Here is a 19859-nt window from a genome sequence, read left to right as displayed (position 1 = left end):
GTGCTTCAGGGCCGTCATCGTCAAAACACCACGCGCACCCGTCGGGGCAATCAGAACGCCAGCCGCGCCCTTCGTCGCGCGCGTCTGGCTAAGGCGGTTTTCGACAAGCGCGCCCCGCGCCGGACCAGCGGCGGCCGCACCATCGGGCCGCAGGACTGGCTGCTGTATCCGGCGCTGCTGTGTATCGTAGCGACCTTCGTTCTGGCCACCGACATCCCCCTGCCGTTCGGCTGGGACCTGCCGGAGCCGGTGTGGCCGATGATCCTGGCCTTCAGCTGGCCGCTGATCCGCCCCAGCTATATCGCGCCGTTCCTGCTGGCCGGACTGGGGTTTTTCCTCGACTATTTCTGGGGCGCACCGATCGGTTTCTACGTGCTGTGCCTGATGGCGGTCTATGGCGTCACCCTGCTGATCCGCAGCTATATCGTCGGTCAGGACCTGTGGGTCGTCACCGTCGCCTATGGTCTGGCGGTTTTCCTGTTCTTCGCTCTGGGCACGATCCTGACGGTCATCGACACCGGCATGGTGCCGCGCCTGATCAGCGTCTTTGAGCAGATGCTGGCCACCGGTGTGCTGGTCTTTTTCGTCCATGCCCTGCTTGAGCGGTATCTCCACGCCGATGTGAGGTTCAATTGAGCGAGCCTTCGATCTTTTTCGAGGACGTCAACGAGAAGCAGGGGACGTTCCACCGCCGCATCTTCCTGATGGGCGGGGTGACGGCGCTCGGCATCTTCGCGCTGGTCGGGCAACTGGGCCTGCTCCAGATCGTGCAGGGCGGCAAGTACAAGAAGCTGTCGGCGGCGAACCAGTTCAATTTCCGTATCCTGCCGCCGCCGCGCGGGCAGATCCTCGATCGCAACGGCAATGTCATCGCCGGCAACCGTCCCAGCTTCCGGGTGCTGCTGATCCGCAACGAGATCGAGGATCTCGATCAGACCCTGGATCAGATTTCCTACGTCCTGCCGCAGACCGAGGCCAACCGCCGCCGCATCGTGCGCGACGTCAGCCAGTCGCAACGCTTCGTGCCGACGGTCGTCGCTTCGGACCTGAGTTGGGAAGATTTTTCGCGCGTCAATCTCTACGCCTCGGAAATCCCGGGCGTGCAGGCGGTGATGGACGAAATCCGCGTCTATCACTACGGCGGCGCCTTTGCCCACGTCGTCGGCTATGTGTCCAAGGTGTCCGAGAAAGACGTCAAGGCCGAGGGCGAGAACCCCGACTCGCTGCTGCTGCACCCCAGCTTCCGCATCGGCAAGCAGGGCGTCGAAAAGGCCTTCGAGAAGCAGTTGCGCGGTGTTTCGGGCGCGCAGAAGATCGAGGTCAATGCCCGCGGCAATATCGTCGCCGAAGACCCCAACGGCACCAAGCCGCCAACGCCGGGCGAGGATATCACCCTGACGTTGGATGCCGAGATTCAGGCCCGCGCGCTGGAGGTCTTCGAGCAGGATTCCGGCGCGGCGGTCATGCTTGATATCCATACCGGCGAAATCCTGTGCATGACCTCGGCCCCGGCCTTCGATCCGAACCTGTTCGTGTCGGGTATCTCCAGCAAGGCGTACCGCCTGCTGGCCGATTACGAGCGTCTGCCGCTGCTCGACAAAGCCATCGGCTCGACCTTTGCGCCGGGGTCGACCTTCAAGATGAACACGGTGCTGGCCCTGCTGGCGGCGGGGGTGTCGGACACCGAGCGCGTCAACTGCCCGGGCTCCTACCGCTTCGGCAACCGCACCTTCTACTGCCACAAGAAGAGCGGCCACGGGCCGGTCGATATGCGGCACGCCATCAAATATTCCTGCGACGTCTATTTCTACCACATGTGCAACCGCGCCGGGGTCGACCGCATCCACGACACCGCGCACAAGCTGGGTCTGGGCGAACTGTTCGATCTGGAGATCAGCGGTCAGAAGAAGGGCCTTGTCCCGTCGACCGCTTACAAGCGCGAAGCCTTCAAGAAAGACCCGAAATGGCATCCGGGCGAGACCCTGTCGGTGGCCATCGGGCAGGGCTATACCCACGTCTCGGCCCTGCAACTGGCCGTCTATACGGCGCGCATCGCCAACGGCAACCGCGCGATCACCCCGCACCTCATCAAGAAGGTGGGGGCGGTGGATACCGACTTCGATTTCAAGCCGATCGACATTCCGCCCGAACATCTTCAGGTCGTCCGAGACGGCATGTACATGGTGTCGAACGACGCCGACGGCACGGCCTATCGCAACTCCCAGCTCAATCTGGGCGACATCAAGCTGTGCGGCAAGACCGGGACGGCGCAGGTCCATTCCTACGATAACGCCAAAACGCGCAAGGCCAGTATCTGGAAGTTCAAGGACCACGGCCTGTTCGTCTGCTACGCGCCCGCCGATAACCCTAAATACGCCCTGGCCGTGGTGCTGGAGCACGGGGTCGGCGGCGCGGCCTTCGCGGCACCCAAGGCGCGCGAGATCATGAAGGTGGCCCTGCTCAAGGACCCGGCCATGCAGGCGCGCATCGTGCGTCCGGTGCCGGTCGAGGATGCGGCGGCGGCCTCCGCCGAGGCTTTGCCCGACATCACCGACGTGCCGAACCCCGACCCCACCATCCCTCCTGCCGACTGAGGACGCCATGGCCGAAAGCGCAATGACCCGGCGGGGTGAACGCGAACGCTACGATGTCAAGCTGCTTCAGGTCGACTGGGGCTTTGCGCTGGTCCTGTCGCTGATCGCGGGGATCGGGGCGCTGGTGTTGTACAGCGTCGGCGGCATGTCGTGGGAGCCGTGGGCCTATAACCACCTCCTGCGCTTCGGTCTGTGCTTCGTCCTGATGATCGCCCTGTCGCTGGTCGATCTGCGTTGGTGGCTGCAACTGTGCTATCCCATCTATGCCGTTTCGCTGCTGCTGCTGGTGGCGGTCGAACTGTTCGGCGACGTGCGCATGGGGGCGCAGCGCTGGCTGTCGATCGGGTCGTTTTCGATGCAGCCGTCGGAATTCATGAAGCTGGCCATCGTCATGGCGCTGGCGCGCTGGTATCACGAAGCGGGAGTGAAGGACGCCACCCTGTCGTGGAAGCTGATCATTCCCCTGTCCATGATCATGGTGCCGGTCCTTCTGGTGGCGCACCAGCCGGACCTCGGCACCGCCATGTTGATCCTGCTGACCGGGGTCACGGTGATGATCGTGGCGGGCCTCGACTGGCGCATCATCGGCGCGGCGGCGGCGGCGGGCGCGGTGGCCATTCCGTTCTTCGTCATCTTCGTCATGCACGACTATCAGCGCGACCGCGTCCTGACCTTCCTCAACCCCGAAGCCGATCCGTCGGGGGCGGGCTACCACATTCTGCAATCCAAGATCGCCATGGGCTCCGGCGGTCTGCTGGGCAAGGGACTGGGGCTGGGGTCGCAGTCGCAGCTCAACTTCCTGCCGGAAAAGCACACCGACTTCATTCTGGCGGCGGTGTGCGAGGAACTGGGCTTCGTCGGCGGCTTCACGGTGTTCGCGCTCTACGGTCTGGCTGTCTATATGGCGCTACGGATCGCCACCTTGTCGCACAGCCATTTCGGGCGGCTGGCGGCGGCCGGCACGACGGCGACGTTTGCGCTCTACGTTCTGATCAACGGGGCGATGGTGATGGGTCTGGCCCCCGTTGTCGGCGTGCCGCAGCCGCTTTTGTCCTACGGCGGCTCGGTCATGATGACGGTGATGATCGGCTTCGGCCTCGTCATGGGTGTCAAGGTCCACCGCTATCAGGAATTGCCGCGCTCGCAGTCCTTCTTCGCGCAGTTCGAGTAGGGCGTGAGAGAGGAGAGCGCTTCCCAAAAAGTGTGCAGCGGTTTTTGGAATCAGAAGCGCGAAAGAAAAGACTATGGAATTTGAAGAACTGATCGAACTGGCGCGCGACTCCTATGTCGGGCAATTCGTAAACTTTGCCGATACGCAGTTGAAGACCTATCCGGAGGGGACGCCGGAAATCAAGGTCATGGTCGCCGAGGACTCCGGCCTCTATCGCGGGCTCTATTGTGCCGACTTTATCACCGTCGATCCGGAAGAGTCCGAAGCCCCGCGCATCATCGAACTGGCCCCCGAAGAAGAGGTCACCTTCGAGCCGATCGAGGTGACGCTGGGCGAGATGGAGATGACCGTCGAGGCCTTGAGCTGGCACGACATGAACCTGACGCTTGTCGACGCGCCCATGCCGCACGAAGGTGGCGGCGTGCAGGGGATCGAGGCATGGTTCGAGACCTGGTTCGACCCGGAAGACGTCAATGTCGATCTGGATTCGCGCTTTTCCGGCCATATCCATTCGCTGATCATCGACGGGGATAATCTGCACGTCGATTTCGGCACCGCGCCGGTTCAGGCGTTGATCGACCTGCTGTTGCTGATCGAGATGAACGGCTGCGCGGGCGTGAAGGTGTTTTAAGCCTCAATTGCCCAAAAGCTCAAATCTATCGATCCGTTTAATATGAACAGTCTGGCCGGGATCACCCAAATATTGAGATTCTGATTTCGTCAGATCGCGTTGCCCCGTCAAAACGACTTTGAGGTTGACTGCTTGATCGGGCGTTTTTTCATGCGTTTTGATGTAAGCCAATAGGTTGGTACAAACTTCGGGTTCGCATTTGATCGAATAGTATTCGGTTTGAGAGGCGAGATCGCATACCGGCATGCCGGGTTTGCAGGTAATGAAGACGAAGTTCTCAAAATTCGAGAAAACCTGCCCCGACATTTGCTCTTCCGAGCCCTGTTTCAATTGAATATTGTCGCCACGCGTTCCCACACAGGCAACAAGGCCGAAAGCGAAAAGCCCAACTATAAGACCTAAGCGCATTGCGTTCCCCCTAACTTAACAACCGCTCCACAAACGCCGGAACGACCTCGGTCGCCGGTCCGTAGATCTTCTCATCGAACAAACTCTGCCCCAGCGAAGGTTCCAGATTAAGCTCGACCGTATGGGCTCCGGCACGGGTCGCTTCCTGCACGAAGCCCGCCGCCGGATAGACATTGCCCGACGTGCCGATGGAGATGAACAACCCGCATCCCGACAGGGCGTCGTAAATGCGGTCCATCTCGAACGGCATTTCCCCAAACCAGACGATGTCCGGGCGCAGGCCTTCGGCTCCGAACGGCGACGGCGTGTCAATGAGCATATCGCCCAACCAGTCGCAGCTTTTACCGGTCTCGACGCAGCGCGCCCGCAAAAGCTCGCCGTGCATGTGGATCAGGCCGAAGCCGCGTTTCGGGACGATATTGCGATGCGCGCGATCGTGCAGGTCGTCGACATTCTGCGTCACCAGCAGCACGTCGCCGTCGTATTCCGCTGAAAGCCTTGCCAGCGCCTCATGCGCGGCATTGGGCGCGACATCTTTCAACTGCGCGCGGCGTTGATTGTAGAAGTCATGCACCAGCACCGGATTGGCCGCGAAGCCTTCCGGTGTAGCGACGGCCTCGACGCGGTGGCCGCACCACAGACCGTCAGAGGCGCGAAAGGTCGGCACCCCCGATTCCGCCGAGATCCCGGCCCCGGTCAGGATGACGATTGCCGGTTTCATTGCCCTACCAGCACCACGCCCTCGCGGCGCGGATCGGCGCCGCCATCGATCTTATCGCCACGGAACATGACCCCGTGCAGACCGGAGTTTTCCCCGGTCACTTCCTGAATCGTGTAACCCATGCCTTTCAACCCTTGCAGGATATCCGGCTTCATCAGCGGGGCTTCGATGCGGATGGCCTCGCCGCGCGCCACGACGTTGGGCAGGGCAACGGCGTCCTGCATCGACAGGCCCCAGTCGAGCACACCGACCAGCGCCTTGAGGTTATAGGACAGGATCGAGGTGCCGCCGGGCGAGCCGACCATGCCGATGAAATTCTTGTCCTTGTCGAAGATCAGCACCGGGGCCATCGAGGAGCGCGGACGCTTGCCGCCTTCGACGGCGTTGGCGACCTTTTGCCCGTCCTTCGTGACCGGCGTGAACGAGAAATCGGTCAGCTGGTTATTGAGGAAGAAGCCGCCGACCATGCGGCCCGTGCCGAAGATGCTTTCGACGGTCGTGGTCATCGACACGGCATTGCCGTAGCGGTCGCGGATGACCATGTGCGTCGTCCCGGCCGGCTCATGCGTATTGTCTTTCGCCCAGGCGACCGCCTTCGACGGCATACCGAACGTTGGGGCGGGCGACGCCTTGCCGATGGTGATCAAGGCGACGCGGCTCTTGATATAGTCCGGATCGCGCAGGGCCTTCACCGGCACATCGACGAACTCGTCGTCAGCCAGATACTGATCGCGGTCGGCATACATCAGGCGTTCGGCCTCGATGATGACCTGCCAGCCGCGGGCGTCACCCGCGCCATAGTCGCGCATCGGGAAGGCTTCGACGATCTTCAACGCCTGAAGCAGCGACACGGCCGACGACGGCGGCGGCGGGACGCAGATGATATAGATGCGGTAGGTGTCGCAGACCGCTTCGCCCTGCTTCGGGAAATAGGTCTTGAAATCGTCGGGTTGCAAATCGCCGGGCAGGGGGCCCTCGTGCGTTTTGGTAATGATGGCGTCGACCAAAGCGCCTTCGTGGAAGATCACCGCGCCCTTGTCGGCCAGGGTGCGTACCGTGGCGGCATAGGCCGGATTCTTCAGGCGCTCACCGGTCTTTTTCCATCCGCCGTTACCGTCGCCGAAATAGGCGATGACGTCGGTGGTTTTGCTCTGCGGGAAGGCGGCCGACGCCAGATAGTCGCCCAGACGCGGCGAGATGATGAAGCCTTCATCAGCTAGCGTTTCCGCCGATCCGAACAGGTCTTTCCACTTGAGCTTACCGTGTTCGGCGTGGGCCATTTCCAGCATCAGGATCGCGCCGGGAACGCCTGTGGCGCGGCCCGACACGACGGCCTCACCGAAGGGGAGCGGCGTGCCGTCGTCCTTGAGGAACAGCTTGCCGGTCGCTGATTTCGGCGCAGTCTCGCGGCCATTATAGGCGGTCGTCCTGCCGGTCTTGTGGTCGTAATAGACCATGAAGGCCCCACCGCCGAGGCCGGAGCTTTGTGGCTCGACCAGCCCCAGCACCGCCTGCACCGCCACGGCGGCGTCGATGGCCGTGCCGCCCTTTTCCAGTATGTCCATACCCGCCTTCGCCGCCAGCGGATTGGCGGCGGCCACCACTGGCTTGAAGGTGGCGGGTTCGGATTTCGGGGGCAGGGTCGCGCAGCCGCTCAGGCCCAGCACCAGCAGGGCGGAAGCAAACAGGCGGCGCGTCATCAGGGCGGGGGAGCGCATGGCGGCCTCATTTCTTGAACTCAAGGTTCAATATAGGCGCGTCGGACGTGAGGGCAAATGAAAAGCCCTTTATCTGATCGTGAGGCCCGCTAAATCAGGGCGCGTCCGCCATCTTCAGGCCGTGGGCGGTACGATCCAACAAAAAAGCCTCCCCGAAGGGAGGCTTTTTTGTTGGATGGCGCACTCGAAGAGATTCGAACTCCTGACCCTCAGATTCGTAGTCTGATGCTCTATCCAGCTGAGCTACGAGTGCTTACCGTTCCGTGTCCGCTGCCGGTGAGTGACCTCCGCGGCGGCGAGGGCGGACAATTAGTCTTTTCGATTTTCAAACGCAAGGCCCAAAACCAAGTTTTCCCCTGTTTTTGCGTTTTTTTGTCAAAACCTCTTATTCAGCCGCGAATGCGCCGTTCGACGCGTTCGACCTGAAGCGCCAGCAGCGCGGCGGGGAAGCACATCAGGGCGCCGAACCACAGCGGGCCGTTGGGGCCGATCTGGCTGAACAGGAATCCGGCGACGATCGGGCCGGCGATGCGTGCGGTCGCGCCGGTGGCCATGTTGAGCCCCAGCATGGCCCCCTGACGGTCGGGCGAGGTCCATTTGGAAATGATCGCCGAGATCGAGGCGAAGATTACCGCCTGACCCAGGGTGGCGAACATGGTCAGGGGCGTGATGAGCAGGGGCGACTGATTGATCCCCTGCAGGACGAAGCCCAGTCCGAACACGGTCAGGCCCAGTGCCAGCACCCGCGCCTCGCCATAGCGGCGGACCAGCGGGCGGGTAAAGACCATCTGCATCAGGGCGGCGGTGACGCCGATGAACAGGAAGATGAAGCCGACCTCCTTTTCCTGCCAGCCATAGCGCGCCTCGGCCCACAGGGCGAAGGTCGCTTCGAGGCCTGCGAAGGCTGCCATGTAACACAGGGTGGCCAGGATCAGGCGGCTGATGATCGGGTCCTTGCGCGCCTCGGCGAAGAGGACGGCGAACCTGACCGACGGCGTCGATTGCGGCGTGCGGACGCGGCTTTCGCGGACATAGAACAGCACGCCCAGCGTCGCGATGGCCGACAAGCCGGCGGCGACGAACAGCGGCAGATGGTAGCCCGCCGGGCCGGTGTCGCGCGTGACCAGCATGGCGCCGATCACGGGGCCGATGACAAAGCCCAGCGAGAAGGCCGCACCGATCAGGCTCATGCGCGAGGCCCGTTGGTGCGGTTCGGACATGTCGGACACATAGGACTGGATGCACGAAACGTTGCCCGACCCCATGCCGTTGAAGAAGCGGATGAAGATCGCCCACCAGATATTCGGCGCGAAGGCCAGCAACACATAGAGCAGGATGTTCGACGCCGTGGTGATGACCAGAACGGGCTTGCGGCCCCACTTGTCCGACAGCGAGCCCCACAGCGGTTCGGCGAAGAACTGCCCCAACGAATAGGCGGCAAACATCAGAGTCACCTGCCAGGCATCGGCCTGAAGCTTTTGCGCGAAGAACGGCATCAAGGGCACCAGCAGGCCGAACCCCACCAGATTGATGAAGACGACGCCGAACATGACGCTGAGGGCGCTATTGTCCTGAATGGCTGATTTTATTGTGGTTTTTTTGGCTTTTGCCGCTTTTGAGGCAGGCTCGGCACACGATTCGTCCAAAGGCGTCTCGGCGTCCGGTTCCGGCAGGTGCGGCTGGGGCGGGGTAACTGACATTTGCCCCCTATAATCCATTTGTGTGCGATTGCGAACGTCTGATTAGCTGTGGGCGCACTTATCACGGAGTTTTTAGAGCCTTTCCCTTGAGACGCCTCAATGACTTGACTTGCGAAACATGTTCTTGTTATGTTCTTAAAATGCAAAAAGCAGGCACGGGACAGGCAGGAGACGACGGGGGTGGGCTGAAATGGCTCTATCTCGACATGAACGCTTTTTTTGCCAGTTGCGAGCAGCAGATGCGGCCGGAACTGCGGCGGCGACCTCTGATCGTGGTGCCGGTCAGGAGCGACTATACCTGCGCCATCGCCGCCAGTGCCGAGGCCAAGGCGCTGGGCATCAAGACCGGCACGCAGGTCAAGCTGGCAAAACAGATGTGTCCGGGGCTCGCCATCGTTGACGCGCGGCCCGATCTCTATGTCGATATCCATCATCGTATTCTCGATGTGGTCGATACGGTCATGCCGGTAGAAAAGGTCTGCTCCATCGATGAGGTCGCCTGCCTTCTGATGGGACCGCAGCGGCACGAGGCCGCCGCGCGGGCGCTGGGCCACCGCATTCAAAAGCGCATTCTGGAACGGATCGGCGAATGCCTGACGGCTTCGATCGGCATCGCCCCCTCGCGGATGCTGGCCAAGACGGCGGCGGACATGATGAAGCCGCTGGGGATGACCGTCCTGCGTATGGATCACCTGCCGGGGCCGTTGCTGGGTCTGGAGGTCGATGATTTTCCGGGTATCGGCGCGGCGATGAAGGGGCGGTTGTTCAAGGCGGGGATTTCGGAGGTGCGGCAGTTGTGGCACCTCAGCCCGTCGCGGATGCGGCAATTGTGGGGTGGGATCGGCGGCGATAACTTCTGGTATGCGTTGCACGGGGTCGATCCGCCGGAAACCGTGACCGAGCGCCATTCGATCAGCCATTCGCACGTGCTGGCGTCCGAGTTGCGGCCTGTGGAGGCGGCGCGACCGGTGGCGCGACGGCTGACGGTCAAGTGCGGCACGCGGCTGCGGCGGATGGGGCTCAGGTGCGGCGGCCTGCATCTGTCGATCCGCGGCACAGCGTCGGGCCGGGCGCAGGCCGAGCGCGTGTTTCCGGCGACGTCGGACACGTTTCGGCTGCTGGAGGCCATCGACGATATGTGGCACCAGTGCGTCGGGGCGCTGAACCAGCCGCGCATCCAGAAGGTGTCGGTGACGTGCCTGCGCATGATCCCCGCCGACACGCCGCCGGATCTGTTCGGCTACAGTCCGGCGGTGCAGGAGGACGGTCGGCACATGAAGCTTCTGAAGGCGCTGGACGGCCTGAACGAGCGCTTCGGCAAGGACCGCGTCAGCATAGGGCCACGACCGAAGCTGCACGATTTCGTCGGCGCCAAGATCGCCTTCAACCGTGTGCCGGAAGTCGAGGAGTTCTGGGAATGATTTACCGGGGAATTAGGCTTTTCAAGGTTGGATAGGGCGGTTATAGCTAAGGCATGAACGACAAGGTCTTCTATTCCGTCGCCGCGCTGATTGCGCTGGGCATGGTGGCTCTCAGCCTCGTCTGGCCGCAGGGGCTGGGGGTGCGCTCGCCCGCGCCCTTCGGTCATGCGATCGAACTGCCCGATCAGGTGCGGGCCGAACGCGAACGCGCCGAACGCAAGGAAAAGCGCCACGCCGAGGAAGCGGCCGAACGCGCCGCCCGGGCTCAGGCGCAAGCCGAAGGCGACGCGGCCTCTGCGGCGCCCGTCAACTAAACCGTTTCATGACCGCCGTCCTTATCTTCGGCTACGGCTTTATCGGCGCGGCCTTCGCCGAGCTGTGCCGCGCGCGGGGCTACGCCATAACCGCCACCGCCCGGGACGCCGCCAAGCGCGCCTGCCTGACCGCGCAGGGCATCGCGGCCATCGATCCGACCGATGCTGAGGCCCTGAAGGCCGCCGCCCGCGCCGCCTCGGCCATTCTGATCACGCCGGCACCGGACGACGCGGGGTGTCCGGCCTTTGCGGCTGTGTCGACAGCGCTCGAAACGGTCCCGCGCAAATGGATCGGTTACCTGTCGACCACGGGCGTCTATGGCGACCGGGGCGGGGGCTGGGCGTTTGAGGATCAGGCCCCGACGCCGCTATCAGTCGAAGGTCGCCGCCGCGTTCTGGCCGAATCGCAATGGCTGGGGCTGTCTCTGTTGCACGATGTCGCCGTGTTTCGTTTGCCTGGCCTCTATGGCGTCGGGCGCAGCGTCATCGAGCGTTTGAGAGAGGGTACGGCGCGCCGCATCCACAAACCGGACCAGGTTTTTTCGCGGCTTTACGATACAGACTGCGCCGACGCCCTGACGCGCAGCCTTGAGCGGCCACGGGCGGGCGCGACCTATAATCTGTGCGACGACGAACCGGCCCCGGCGGATGCGGTCATGGTCTGGGCGGCGCAGACCTTCGGCTTCGACGTGCCGCCGGAAATCGCCTTCGACGACCCGGGCTTAAGCCCCGGCATGAAGCGTTTCTATGCCGAAAACAAGCGTGTCTCGAACGCCCGCGCCAAGGCCGAACTGGGCTGGCGACCGCAATATCCGACCTATCGTGAGGGGCTGACCGAGGTATGGCGGCAACTCAACCCCCTCTCCCCGCTTGCGGGGAGATGGGATTAATAGGCCAGCGCCAAGCCATCCTTGCGCATCTCGGTCGCCGCCGCATAGGCGCGGCCCAGCGGATCGTTCTGCGTCATGATCGCCTGATAGCCGCCATAACCGCCCGGGGCGGCCTTGATCGCCCAGCCGAGCTTTTCCAGCCCCGCCCGCGTCTCCAGCGGCACGCCGTTTTCCAGATTGAGCGTCCCGGTGCCGGTGGCCATTTCGCCGGTCGGTTCGGAAGAGCCTTCGTGGTGCCAGCGCGGCGAATCCCCGGCCTCCTGCAGGCCCAGTCCGTAGTCGATCATATTGACGAGGATCTGCGCCTGACCCTGCGGCTGCATGTCGCCGCCCATGACGCCGAAGCTGAGCCACGGCTGCCCGTCCTTGCACGCAAAACCCGGAATGATCGTATGGAACGGCCGCTTGCCCGGCGCGTAGATATTGGGCGAGCCGTCGCGCAAGGAGAACAGCTCGCCGCGATCCTGAAACATGAAGCCCAGCCCGTCGGCGACGAGGCCCGAGCCCATGCCGCGATAGTTCGACTGAATCCAGCTGACCATCATGCCGTCCTTGTCCGAGACGGTGAAATAGGTCGTATCGCCGCGCGCCGGAGCCTCATAGGGCACGACGCGCGGCAGGATAGCGTCTTGTCTGATTTTCGACGCCTGTTCTTTCGCATAGGCTTTCGATAGCAGGGCCTCGACCGGCATCTTCGAGAAGTCCGGGTCGCCGAAGAATTTCGCGCGGTCCTCGAAGGCCAGCCGCTTGGCCTCGATCTGGGTGTGCAGCGAGGCGGTGGTCTGGAATCCCATGCCTTTCAGGTCGAAGTTCTCCAGAATATTCATCATCTGAAGCGTCGACAGGCCCTGCGTATTGGCCCCCAGCCCCAGCACCTCGACACCGCGATAGGTGGTTTTCAGCGGCTCAGAATATTCACCCTTGTGCGCGCTGAGGTCGGATTTGCGTAAGTGCCCGCCGATGCGCTTGAAATAGGTATCGATGGTGTCGGCGATCTGGCCCTCATAGAAGCTGCGTGGGCCGTTGGCGGCGAGATAACGATAGGTCGCCCCCAGATCCGGATTGCGGAAAATTTCGCCTTCACGCGGGGCGCGACCGTTGGGGGCGTAGGTCTTGAGGAAGTTCTGCACCTCCTCGATGCCCGACGCCGGGTTGGTAAAGCGGCGATAGCTGGCATTGAGGTAATAGGCGATGGTCTGGGCTACCGGCACGCCGCGTTCGCACAAAGCGATAGCCGGGGCCAGCACCTCGGCGAATTTGAGCTTGCCGTACTTGGCGTGCATCTGCCCCCAGGTATCGACCGCGCCGGGCACCGAGACCGAGACGCTGCCCCACGACGGGATATGGCCGTCTTTTGCTTTTGAGCGCACGTGCTCAAGGCTCATGCCCTTCGGTGAGCGGCCCGACCCGTTGAAACCGATGACCTTTTTGACCTTGGGGTCCCACAGCATGACATAGGCGTCGCCGCCGATGCCGCACGAGATCGGCTCCAGAAAGCCCAGCGCCGCATTGATGGCGATGGCCGCGTCGATGGCCGAGCCGCCCTGACGCAGGATGTCGATACCGATCAGGCTGGCCATCGGGTGAGCGGTGGCGGCGGCGCCCTGCGTCCCCCAGACGGTCGAGCGCCCGGCGAACTGCGCACCGGTGACGCGGTCGCCGCCCCTGATCGGATCGAGCGCGAAGGCGGGCGATGCGGCGAGGGCTGGCAAGGTAGCGAGGAAGCTGCGGCGGTGCATGGGTCAAACTCCGGTTTGACCCATGTGGTATCAGATTTTACGATTTGGCAAGGCCGCGTACTGTCTCGACCAGTCGCGTCAGGTCCGCCGTGCTCGACAGCCGGTGGTCGCCGCCCTTGATCAGGGTCATCGTGACGTCCTTCGCGGAAATATGCTGCGCCAGTCGCACGCCGTGTTGCCACGGTACGACCTCGTCGTTCAGGCCGTGCAGGATGTGCACCGGGCCGTCGAAGGGCAGGGGCTTATCGAGTACCAGATGGTCGCGCGCCTCGTCGAAAAAGGCCTGCGACATCGGCACGTCGTAATCATAGCCGCGCAGGTGGAAAAAGCCGGACACCTCCAGCGCACGGCGGTCTTCGGGCGACAGCGACGGCAGCATCAGTTCGGTGGCGAAATCGGGGGCCGGGGCGATGAACACGGCGGCCTTGACGCGGTCTGGCCGGTCGCGGATCAGCAGCGAGGCCATCCAGCCGCCCATGCTGGAGCCGACGATCACCAGCGGTTCGGTGGTCAGGCTATCCACCACGTCCAGCACGTTCTGACGCCACTGACCGACGCGGGCGTCCTCCCATGTGCCTGAACTGGCGCCGTGCGCGGCGTAGTCGAAACGCAGGAAATCCCAGCCATCGGTGCGGGCGGCATCGGCGAGAGCCTGCGCCTTCGAACCGGTCATGTCGGATTTGAAGCCGCCCAGCCACACGACGGTGGGGCCGTCACCCGCGACGTGGCGGAAGGCGATTTCGGTGCCGTCGGAGCCGGTGAGAAACAGTTGAGTGTCTTGATTTGCGCTATCGGTCATGCGCATAAGCCATAATCCTGCTGTTGCCTGCGAACAAGTCCCGATGCCGAACGCCTTTCCCTACACCGTGCTGCAAGTCGTGCCGGAACTCGACACCGGCGGGGTGGAGCAGACCGTGGTCGATATTGCCCGCGCGGTGATCGAGGCCGGAGGGCGGGCCGTCGTCGTCTCGAAAGGCGGGCGGCTGGAAGGGTATCTCAAATCGATCGGGGCGGTGGTGCATCGCCTGCCGGTCCATTCGAAGAACCCCTATGTGCAGTGGAAGAACTATTTCGCGCTCAAGGCCCTGATCAAGCAGGAAAAAGCCGATATCGTCCATGTACGGTCGCGGGCCCCGGCGCTGTCGGCGTTGCCTGCGGCGAAGGCGCTGGGGGTGAAGACCGTGACCACCTATCACGGCATCTATAATGCCGGGTCGGCGGCCAAGCGCTGGTACAACGGACGGATGACGACGGCGGACATCACCATCGCCAATTCCAACTACACGCGCGATCATATTCTCAAAACCTACGACGTCGATCCGACCAAGGTCATCGCTATTCCGCGCGGCGTCGATCTCAGCAAATTCGATCCGGCAGCGGTCGATGAAGCGCGCCTCGACAAGCTGGCCAAGGCATGGGGGATCGATCGAACCGATGGCCGGACGCGGTTTCTGCTGGCGGGTCGCCTGACGCGCTGGAAGGGGCAGGCGCTGGTCATCGAGGCTCTGGCGCAACTGGCCGATAACCGGGTTCAACTCATTCTGGCGGGGGATGATCAGGGGCGAGCCGAGTACACCACTGAACTTAAGGCACGGATTTTAACCCATTGGCTCGGTGATCAGGTTGCGCTGGCTGGCCATTGCTCCGATATGCCTGCCGCCTATGCCCTGTGCGACTTCGCGCTGGCCCCGTCGCTGGAGCCGGAGGCCTTCGGACGCACGGCGGTCGAGCCGCAGGCCATGGGCAAGCCCGTGCTGGCGGCGAAACACGGTGCGACAGTCGAAACGGTCGAAGACGGCGTGAGCGGGTGGCTGATCGCACCGGGCGACAAACTGGCCTGGGCCGATGCGATGAAGGCCGCGACCCTGACCACGCCCGACGTCCGCGCCGAAATGGGCGCTGCCGGTCAGGTACGCGTGCGCGAACACTTCAGCTTAGAGGCCATGTGCGAAGCCACTCTTGCGGTTTACAGGTCGTTGCTTATATAGCCGGTAGCCTATTCTGGACGCGCATCTGATCCAAAAACCGGTGCCCACTTTTTGGGATGCGCTTACAACAGACCAAAATTAAAATCGCGGTTGCGACAAAGGGGATTGATCACCCCCGTGCCCTTCCTATAATTAGGCCCCAAATTCGGACATGAGTCCAAACCCCATCAACAGTCCATGGAGACTTTGCTATTCGTCGCCCAATGCAAGCCCCGCCCGCTAAAGACGGCCCCCGTATCAATCAGGACATCAAGGTGCCCCGCGTCCTCCTGATCGATCAGAACGGTGAGAAACAAGGCATCATGCCGACCTCCGCCGCGCTTGAAGCCGCCGAAGAAGCCGGTCTTGATCTGGTCGAAGTCTCCCCGACCGCCGACCCGCCGGTCTGCAAGATTCTCGACTACGGTAAGTTCCGCTTCCAGGAGCAGAAGAAGAAGGCCGAAGCGCGCAAGAAGCAGAAGGTCGTCGAAATCAAGGAAATCAAGCTTCGTCCGAATATCGACAAGCACGATTACGAAGTGAAGGCCAAGGCCATGACGCGCTTCTTCGAAGAAGGCGACAAGGTCAAGGTGACGCTCCGCTTCCGCGGCCGTGAAATGGCGCACCCGGAACTGGGCATGAAGCTGCTCAATCAGGTCAAGACCGATTTCGAGGAAACCACCAAGGTGGAATACGAGCCCCGGATGGAAGGTCGCCAGATGATCATGATCCTGGCGCCGAAGTAAGCTTTACAAAATAACGAGGCTCCGGGTTCAACCGGAGCCTTTTTGCATATCAGGAGAAACAAATGGACAGACGAACCCTTCTCATGGGGGCCGCCGGTATGGTCGTGGCCAAGGCCGCGGCGGCGCAAACCCCGGTATCGGGATCGTCGCCGTTCACCGTCGAAGGCGTAATCAGCCAGCAGAGCAAAGACTTTCCCAATGTGCGCGCCCCGGACCTGCCGCCAACGCGGACGATCACGGCGCAGGAAGACGTGGTCTATCTGACGCGGGGCAGCGAAAAGCTGGCGCTCGATATCTATCGTCCGGCCAAGGCCGGGGCCTGCCCGGCGGTTCTGATGGTCCACGGCGGCGGCTGGGAGTCCGGGTCACGCCAGATGGAACGCAGTTTTTGCAAACGCATGGCCGCGCTGGGGTTCGTCGCCATCCCGGTCAGCTATCGTCTGGGCGAGGGCGGACGTTTTCCCGGCAATGTCCTCGACCTCAAGGCCGCGGTGCGCTGGGTCCGCGCCCATGCGGCGGAATATGATATCGACTCCCGCTTCGTCGCTATCGCCGGTGGTTCGGCTGGCGGGCATCTGGCGGCGTTTCTGGGGGCCAGCAACGGTGTGACGGCGTTCGACGATGCACCCGGCGATAGCCGTATTGATGCTGTAGTCGATATCGACGGCGCGGCGTCTTTTCCGGATGCGGTGCTGATCAAGCGTGAAGAGGAGCGGCTGGGGGCGACCTCGCGCTATCTGGGCGGCAACTATTCGACGCGGCGCGAAACGTGGTTCGCGGCCTCACCCCTGACCTATGTCGGTCGGCAGAGCGCGCCGACCCTGTTCATCAATTCCAACCGTCCGACGCCGGTCCTGCCCGGCCGTCCGGAGATGAAGGCGCGGCTGAATGCACTCGGTATCGTGTCGGAGATCATCGACATGCCCGCCGGTACACCGCACCCGTTCTGGCTGGTCGAGCCGTGGTTCACACCCACCATCGAGCGCACGGCAGCGTTTTTGATGGCGCAATACAAGGTGAAGATCGGCGCGTAACCTGCGGCAAAATTCCCATGGCAGGGCCTCTTGTGTGGCGCAATAATCACACCATATCGATGAGCATGAGAGGCTGCTTCTGAGCAAGGGCCACTCGAATTCATCCGCCGAAATGGGGAGCCCAAAGCCATGAATATCGAAAAATACTCCGAGAAAACTCAAAAGCTTATCCAGAGCGCTCAGGCCATCGCCCAGAGCCGCAACCATCAGTATTTCACCCCGCTGCATATCTTGAAAGCGCTCACCGAGGACCGTGAGTCCGTCGCGCGTCCGTTGCTGGAACGCGCCGGTGGTCGACCTGAAGCCTTTATCGGCGCAGTCGATGCAGCGCTGGCCAAACTGCCGTCGGTGACCGGCGGCAATACGCAACTCTATCTGCATAACGACACGGCCAAACTGTTCACCGAGGCCGAAAACGACGCCAATAAGGGCGGCGATGCCTTCGTGACCGCCGACCGTTTGCTGGTCGCGGCGCTGAACAACAGCGACGGGGCGAACCTGCTCAAGGCGGCGGGGACGTCGCTGGGGCAACTCAAGGACGCGCAAAAGGAGTTCCGCAAGGGCAAGCCCGCCAATTCGGCCAATGCCGAAAATGGCTTCGACGCGCTGAACCGCTATGCCCGCGATCTCACTCAGGACGCGCTCGATGGCAAGATCGACCCGGTCATCGGTCGCGACGAAGAAATCCGCCGCACGATTCAGGTGCTGGCCCGCCGCACCAAGAACAACCCCGTCCTGATCGGCGAACCGGGTGTGGGGAAGACCGCCATCGTCGAAGGTTTGGCGCAACGCATCATCAATGGCGACGTGCCCGAAAGCCTCAAGGACAAGAAGCTCCTGTCGCTCGACATGGGCGCGCTGATCGCCGGGGCGAAATACCGCGGCGAGTTCGAAGAGCGCCTGAAGGCCGTTCTCAACGAAGTGACTCAGGCCGAAGGCCAGATCGTCCTGTTCATCGACGAGATGCACACCCTGGTCGGTGCCGGTAAGTCCGACGGCGCGATGGATGCCTCGAACCTGCTCAAGCCCGCCCTGGCGCGCGGTGAACTGCACTGCGTCGGCGCGACCACGCTGGATGAGTACCAGAAGCACGTCGAAAAGGATCCGGCTCTGGCCCGGCGGTTCCAGCCGGTCTTCGTGCAGGAACCGACCGTCGAGGACACCATCTCGATCCTGCGCGGGCTGAAGGAAAAGTACGAACTGCACCACGGCGTCAAGATTTCCGACAGCGCCATCGTCTCGGCGGCGACGCTGAGCAACCGCTACATCGCCGACCGCTTCCTGCCGGACAAGGCCATCGACCTGATCGATGAGGCCGGTTCGCGCGTGCGCATGGCGGTCGATTCCAAGCCGGAGGAACTCGATGAATTCGACCGCCGCATCGTGCAGTTGAAGATCGAGCGCGAGGCCCTGCAAAAGGAAACCGACGCCGGGTCGCGGACGCGGCTGGAAAAGCTGACCGACGAACTGGAAGACTTGGAGGGCAAATCTGCCGAACTGACCGCGCGCTGGAAGGCCGAAAAGGACAAGGTCGGGGCCGCCTCGCGCGCCCGTGAAGCGCTGGACCGCGCCCGTATCGAACTGGCGGCGGCGCAGCGCAATGGCGACCTGCAACGGGCGTCGGAAATCCTCTATGGCCAGATCCCGCAGCTTGAAAAGCAGGTCGCCGAGGCCGAAACCAAGTCGGAAGCGGCACCTTTGACCCCTGAGGTCGTCGACGCGTCGCAGATCGCGCAGGTCGTGTCGCGCTGGACCGGCATCCCGGTCGACAAGATGCTCGAAGGCGAACGCGACAAGCTGCTGCGCATGGAAGACGAACTGCGCAAGCGCGTGGTCGGGCAAGACGAGGCGCTGGTCGCGGTCTCCGACGCCGTGCGGCGGGCGCGGGCGGGGCTGAAAGACCCCAACCGTCCGATCGGCTCGTTCCTGTTCCTGGGCCCGACGGGCGTCGGCAAGACCGAGCTCAACAAGGCGCTGGCGGAGTTCCTCTTCGACGACGAAGCGGCGATCACCCGCCTCGACATGTCCGAATATATGGAAAAGCACGCCGTTTCGCGCATGATCGGCGCCCCGCCGGGCTATGTCGGTTACGACGAAGGCGGCGCCCTGACCGAGGCTGTGCGCCGCAGGCCCTATCAGGTCGTCCTGTTCGACGAGGTCGAAAAGGCGCACCCGGACGTGTTCAACATCCTCTTGCAGGTGCTGGACGACGGGCGGCTGACCGACGGGCAGGGGCGTGTGGTTGATTTCCGCAACACCCTGATCGTCATGACCTCGAACCTCGGCTCGCAGTACCTCGTCAATATGGAGGACGGCACCGATATCGAACAGGTCCGCCCGCTGGTCATGGACGAGGTCAAGCGCCACTTCCGCCCGGAATTCCTCAACCGGATCGACGAGACCATCCTCTTCCAGCGCCTCGGCCGGGCCAATATGGGCAATATCGTCCGTATCCAGCTCAAGGGTCTGGAAAAGCTGCTGCGCGACCGGGAGATGACGCTGGCCATCGACGACGCGGCGCTGAACCATCTGGCCGAACTGGGCTACGAACCGGCCTACGGCGCGCGGCCTTTGAAGCGGGTGATCCAGAAGCAACTGGTCGACGCTATCGCTAAACGCATCCTCAATGGCGAGTTCGGCGACGGCGACGTGATCAGCGTGGGCTTCGACGGTGATCATCTGCTGATCGGTCGCCCGACGGTGAACTAAGCGCAATCCAAAAAGTGCGCAGCGGTTTTTGGACTCAATTGCGCGACAAACAAAAATGCAGGGTCGCGGACCCTGCACCCGTTAGTTGGAGCAAAT

The 19859-nt window shown here is 62.8% G+C and carries 17 protein-coding genes and 1 tRNA gene; 11 read left to right on the top strand and 7 right to left on the bottom strand.

Annotated elements, in window-relative coordinates; all coding sequences use genetic code 11:
• From PQU92_RS12035 to PQU92_RS12020, 4 genes are all read left to right on the top strand, one after another.
• Positions 1-636: a rod shape-determining protein MreD gene (locus PQU92_RS12035; protein ID WP_272748466.1), complete on the top strand. Its 636-nt coding sequence runs from the start codon at positions 1-3 to the stop codon at positions 634-636.
• Entirely contained in the window at positions 633-2594 is a 1962-nt protein-coding gene (mrdA, locus tag PQU92_RS12030; protein ID WP_272748465.1) for a penicillin-binding protein 2, read from the top strand. Before PQU92_RS12035 ends, mrdA begins: the two co-directional genes overlap by 4 nt.
• Positions 2595-2601: 7 nt before the next feature.
• Positions 2602-3765, top strand: coding sequence for a rod shape-determining protein RodA (rodA, locus tag PQU92_RS12025; RefSeq protein ID WP_272748464.1), 1164 nt, complete (start codon positions 2602-2604; stop codon positions 3763-3765).
• 73 nt (positions 3766-3838) lie between these two features.
• Positions 3839-4396 carry a hypothetical protein gene (locus PQU92_RS12020; RefSeq protein WP_272748463.1) on the top strand — a complete coding sequence of 186 codons (558 nt, stop codon included), beginning with the start codon at positions 3839-3841 and terminating at the stop codon, positions 4394-4396.
• 3 nt (positions 4397-4399) lie between these two features.
• Here PQU92_RS12020 and PQU92_RS12015 read toward each other — a convergent pair whose 3' ends face one another.
• The 5 genes from PQU92_RS12015 to PQU92_RS11995 all read right to left on the bottom strand — a co-directional run bounded on the left by PQU92_RS12015 (position 4400) and on the right by PQU92_RS11995 (position 8943).
• Positions 4400-4804, bottom strand: a complete 405-nt coding sequence (locus tag PQU92_RS12015; RefSeq protein ID WP_272748462.1) for a hypothetical protein — start codon at positions 4802-4804, stop codon at positions 4400-4402.
• A gap of 10 nt (positions 4805-4814) precedes the next feature.
• Positions 4815-5525, bottom strand: a complete 711-nt coding sequence (locus tag PQU92_RS12010; RefSeq protein WP_272748461.1) for an NAD-dependent deacylase — start codon at positions 5523-5525, stop codon at positions 4815-4817.
• Positions 5522-7243, bottom strand: coding sequence for a gamma-glutamyltransferase (ggt, locus tag PQU92_RS12005; protein ID WP_272748460.1), 1722 nt, complete (start codon positions 7241-7243; stop codon positions 5522-5524). Before ggt ends, PQU92_RS12010 begins: the two co-directional genes overlap by 4 nt.
• A gap of 176 nt (positions 7244-7419) precedes the next feature.
• Positions 7420-7496 (bottom strand) — tRNA-Arg (locus tag PQU92_RS12000).
• A 136-nt stretch (positions 7497-7632) separates the two neighbouring features.
• Positions 7633-8943 (bottom strand): MFS transporter, encoded by a 1311-nt coding sequence (locus tag PQU92_RS11995; RefSeq protein WP_272748459.1) that lies wholly within the window; start codon positions 8941-8943, stop codon positions 7633-7635.
• A gap of 140 nt (positions 8944-9083) precedes the next feature.
• Here PQU92_RS11995 and PQU92_RS11990 point away from each other — a divergent pair, with 140 nt between their 5' ends.
• The 3 genes from PQU92_RS11990 to PQU92_RS11980 are packed head-to-tail and all read left to right on the top strand — an operon-like array spanning position 9084 to position 11568.
• The gene (locus PQU92_RS11990; protein WP_272748458.1) at positions 9084-10364 is read left to right on the top strand and encodes a Y-family DNA polymerase; all 1281 of its coding nucleotides are present in this window, start codon (positions 9084-9086) and stop codon (positions 10362-10364) included.
• A gap of 53 nt (positions 10365-10417) precedes the next feature.
• A complete protein-coding gene (locus tag PQU92_RS11985) occupies positions 10418-10678 on the top strand; it encodes a hypothetical protein (protein WP_272748457.1) in 261 nt (86 codons plus the stop codon).
• Between the two features lie 8 nt (positions 10679-10686).
• The gene (locus tag PQU92_RS11980) at positions 10687-11568 is read left to right on the top strand and encodes a Rossmann-fold NAD(P)-binding domain-containing protein (RefSeq protein ID WP_272748456.1); all 882 of its coding nucleotides are present in this window, start codon (positions 10687-10689) and stop codon (positions 11566-11568) included.
• Here the strand turns inward: PQU92_RS11980 and PQU92_RS11975 are convergent.
• Positions 11565-13307: a gamma-glutamyltransferase family protein gene (locus PQU92_RS11975; protein ID WP_272748455.1), complete on the bottom strand. Its 1743-nt coding sequence runs from the start codon at positions 13305-13307 to the stop codon at positions 11565-11567. The genes PQU92_RS11980 and PQU92_RS11975 overlap by 4 nt on opposite strands.
• 37 nt (positions 13308-13344) lie before the next feature.
• Entirely contained in the window at positions 13345-14106 is a 762-nt protein-coding gene (locus PQU92_RS11970; RefSeq protein WP_272748454.1) for an alpha/beta hydrolase family protein, read from the bottom strand.
• Between the two features lie 43 nt (positions 14107-14149).
• Here PQU92_RS11970 and PQU92_RS11965 point away from each other — a divergent pair, with 43 nt between their 5' ends.
• From PQU92_RS11965 to clpB, 4 genes are all read left to right on the top strand, one after another.
• Complete coding sequence (locus tag PQU92_RS11965) at positions 14150-15295, top strand: glycosyltransferase family 4 protein (RefSeq protein WP_272748453.1); 1146 nt, start codon at positions 14150-14152, stop codon at positions 15293-15295.
• A gap of 203 nt (positions 15296-15498) precedes the next feature.
• Positions 15499-16020: a translation initiation factor IF-3 gene (gene infC / locus PQU92_RS11960; RefSeq protein ID WP_272748452.1), complete on the top strand. Its 522-nt coding sequence runs from the start codon at positions 15499-15501 to the stop codon at positions 16018-16020.
• 62 nt (positions 16021-16082) lie between these two features.
• Positions 16083-17054, top strand: coding sequence for an alpha/beta hydrolase (locus tag PQU92_RS11955; RefSeq protein WP_272748451.1), 972 nt, complete (start codon positions 16083-16085; stop codon positions 17052-17054).
• Positions 17055-17183: 129 nt separating this feature from the next.
• Positions 17184-19763: an ATP-dependent chaperone ClpB gene (clpB, locus tag PQU92_RS11950; protein ID WP_272748450.1), complete on the top strand. Its 2580-nt coding sequence runs from the start codon at positions 17184-17186 to the stop codon at positions 19761-19763.
• Positions 19764-19859 lie beyond the last annotated feature (96 nt).

It is taken from the genome of Asticcacaulis aquaticus (assembly GCF_028550415.1).
GTDB classification, from domain to species: domain Bacteria; phylum Pseudomonadota; class Alphaproteobacteria; order Caulobacterales; family Caulobacteraceae; genus Asticcacaulis; species Asticcacaulis aquaticus.
This window is presented reverse-complemented; position numbering and strand designations above follow the sequence as displayed.

What these genes read in the sequence shown, in the direction of transcription:
- clpB (WP_272748450.1), top strand. Translation starts at nt 17,184, where the DNA reads ATGAATATCGAAAAATACTCCGAGAAAACTCAAAAGCTTATCCAGAGC.
- infC (WP_272748452.1), top strand. Translation starts at nt 15,499, where the DNA reads ATGCAAGCCCCGCCCGCTAAAGACGGCCCCCGTATCAATCAGGACATC.
- ggt (WP_272748460.1), bottom strand. Translation starts at nt 7,243, where the DNA reads ATGCGCTCCCCCGCCCTGATGACGCGCCGCCTGTTTGCTTCCGCCCTG.
- PQU92_RS12010 (WP_272748461.1), bottom strand. Translation starts at nt 5,525, where the DNA reads ATGAAACCGGCAATCGTCATCCTGACCGGGGCCGGGATCTCGGCGGAA.
- PQU92_RS11990 (WP_272748458.1), top strand. Translation starts at nt 9,084, where the DNA reads ATGCAAAAAGCAGGCACGGGACAGGCAGGAGACGACGGGGGTGGGCTG.
- PQU92_RS11980 (WP_272748456.1), top strand. Translation starts at nt 10,687, where the DNA reads ATGACCGCCGTCCTTATCTTCGGCTACGGCTTTATCGGCGCGGCCTTC.
- PQU92_RS11970 (WP_272748454.1), bottom strand. Translation starts at nt 14,106, where the DNA reads ATGACCGATAGCGCAAATCAAGACACTCAACTGTTTCTCACCGGCTCC.
- PQU92_RS12015 (WP_272748462.1), bottom strand. Translation starts at nt 4,804, where the DNA reads ATGCGCTTAGGTCTTATAGTTGGGCTTTTCGCTTTCGGCCTTGTTGCC.
- PQU92_RS11965 (WP_272748453.1), top strand. Translation starts at nt 14,150, where the DNA reads ATGCCGAACGCCTTTCCCTACACCGTGCTGCAAGTCGTGCCGGAACTC.
- PQU92_RS11985 (WP_272748457.1), top strand. Translation starts at nt 10,418, where the DNA reads ATGAACGACAAGGTCTTCTATTCCGTCGCCGCGCTGATTGCGCTGGGC.
- rodA (WP_272748464.1), top strand. Translation starts at nt 2,602, where the DNA reads ATGGCCGAAAGCGCAATGACCCGGCGGGGTGAACGCGAACGCTACGAT.
- PQU92_RS11955 (WP_272748451.1), top strand. Translation starts at nt 16,083, where the DNA reads ATGGACAGACGAACCCTTCTCATGGGGGCCGCCGGTATGGTCGTGGCC.
- PQU92_RS12020 (WP_272748463.1), top strand. Translation starts at nt 3,839, where the DNA reads ATGGAATTTGAAGAACTGATCGAACTGGCGCGCGACTCCTATGTCGGG.
- PQU92_RS11995 (WP_272748459.1), bottom strand. Translation starts at nt 8,943, where the DNA reads ATGTCAGTTACCCCGCCCCAGCCGCACCTGCCGGAACCGGACGCCGAG.
- PQU92_RS11975 (WP_272748455.1), bottom strand. Translation starts at nt 13,307, where the DNA reads ATGCACCGCCGCAGCTTCCTCGCTACCTTGCCAGCCCTCGCCGCATCG.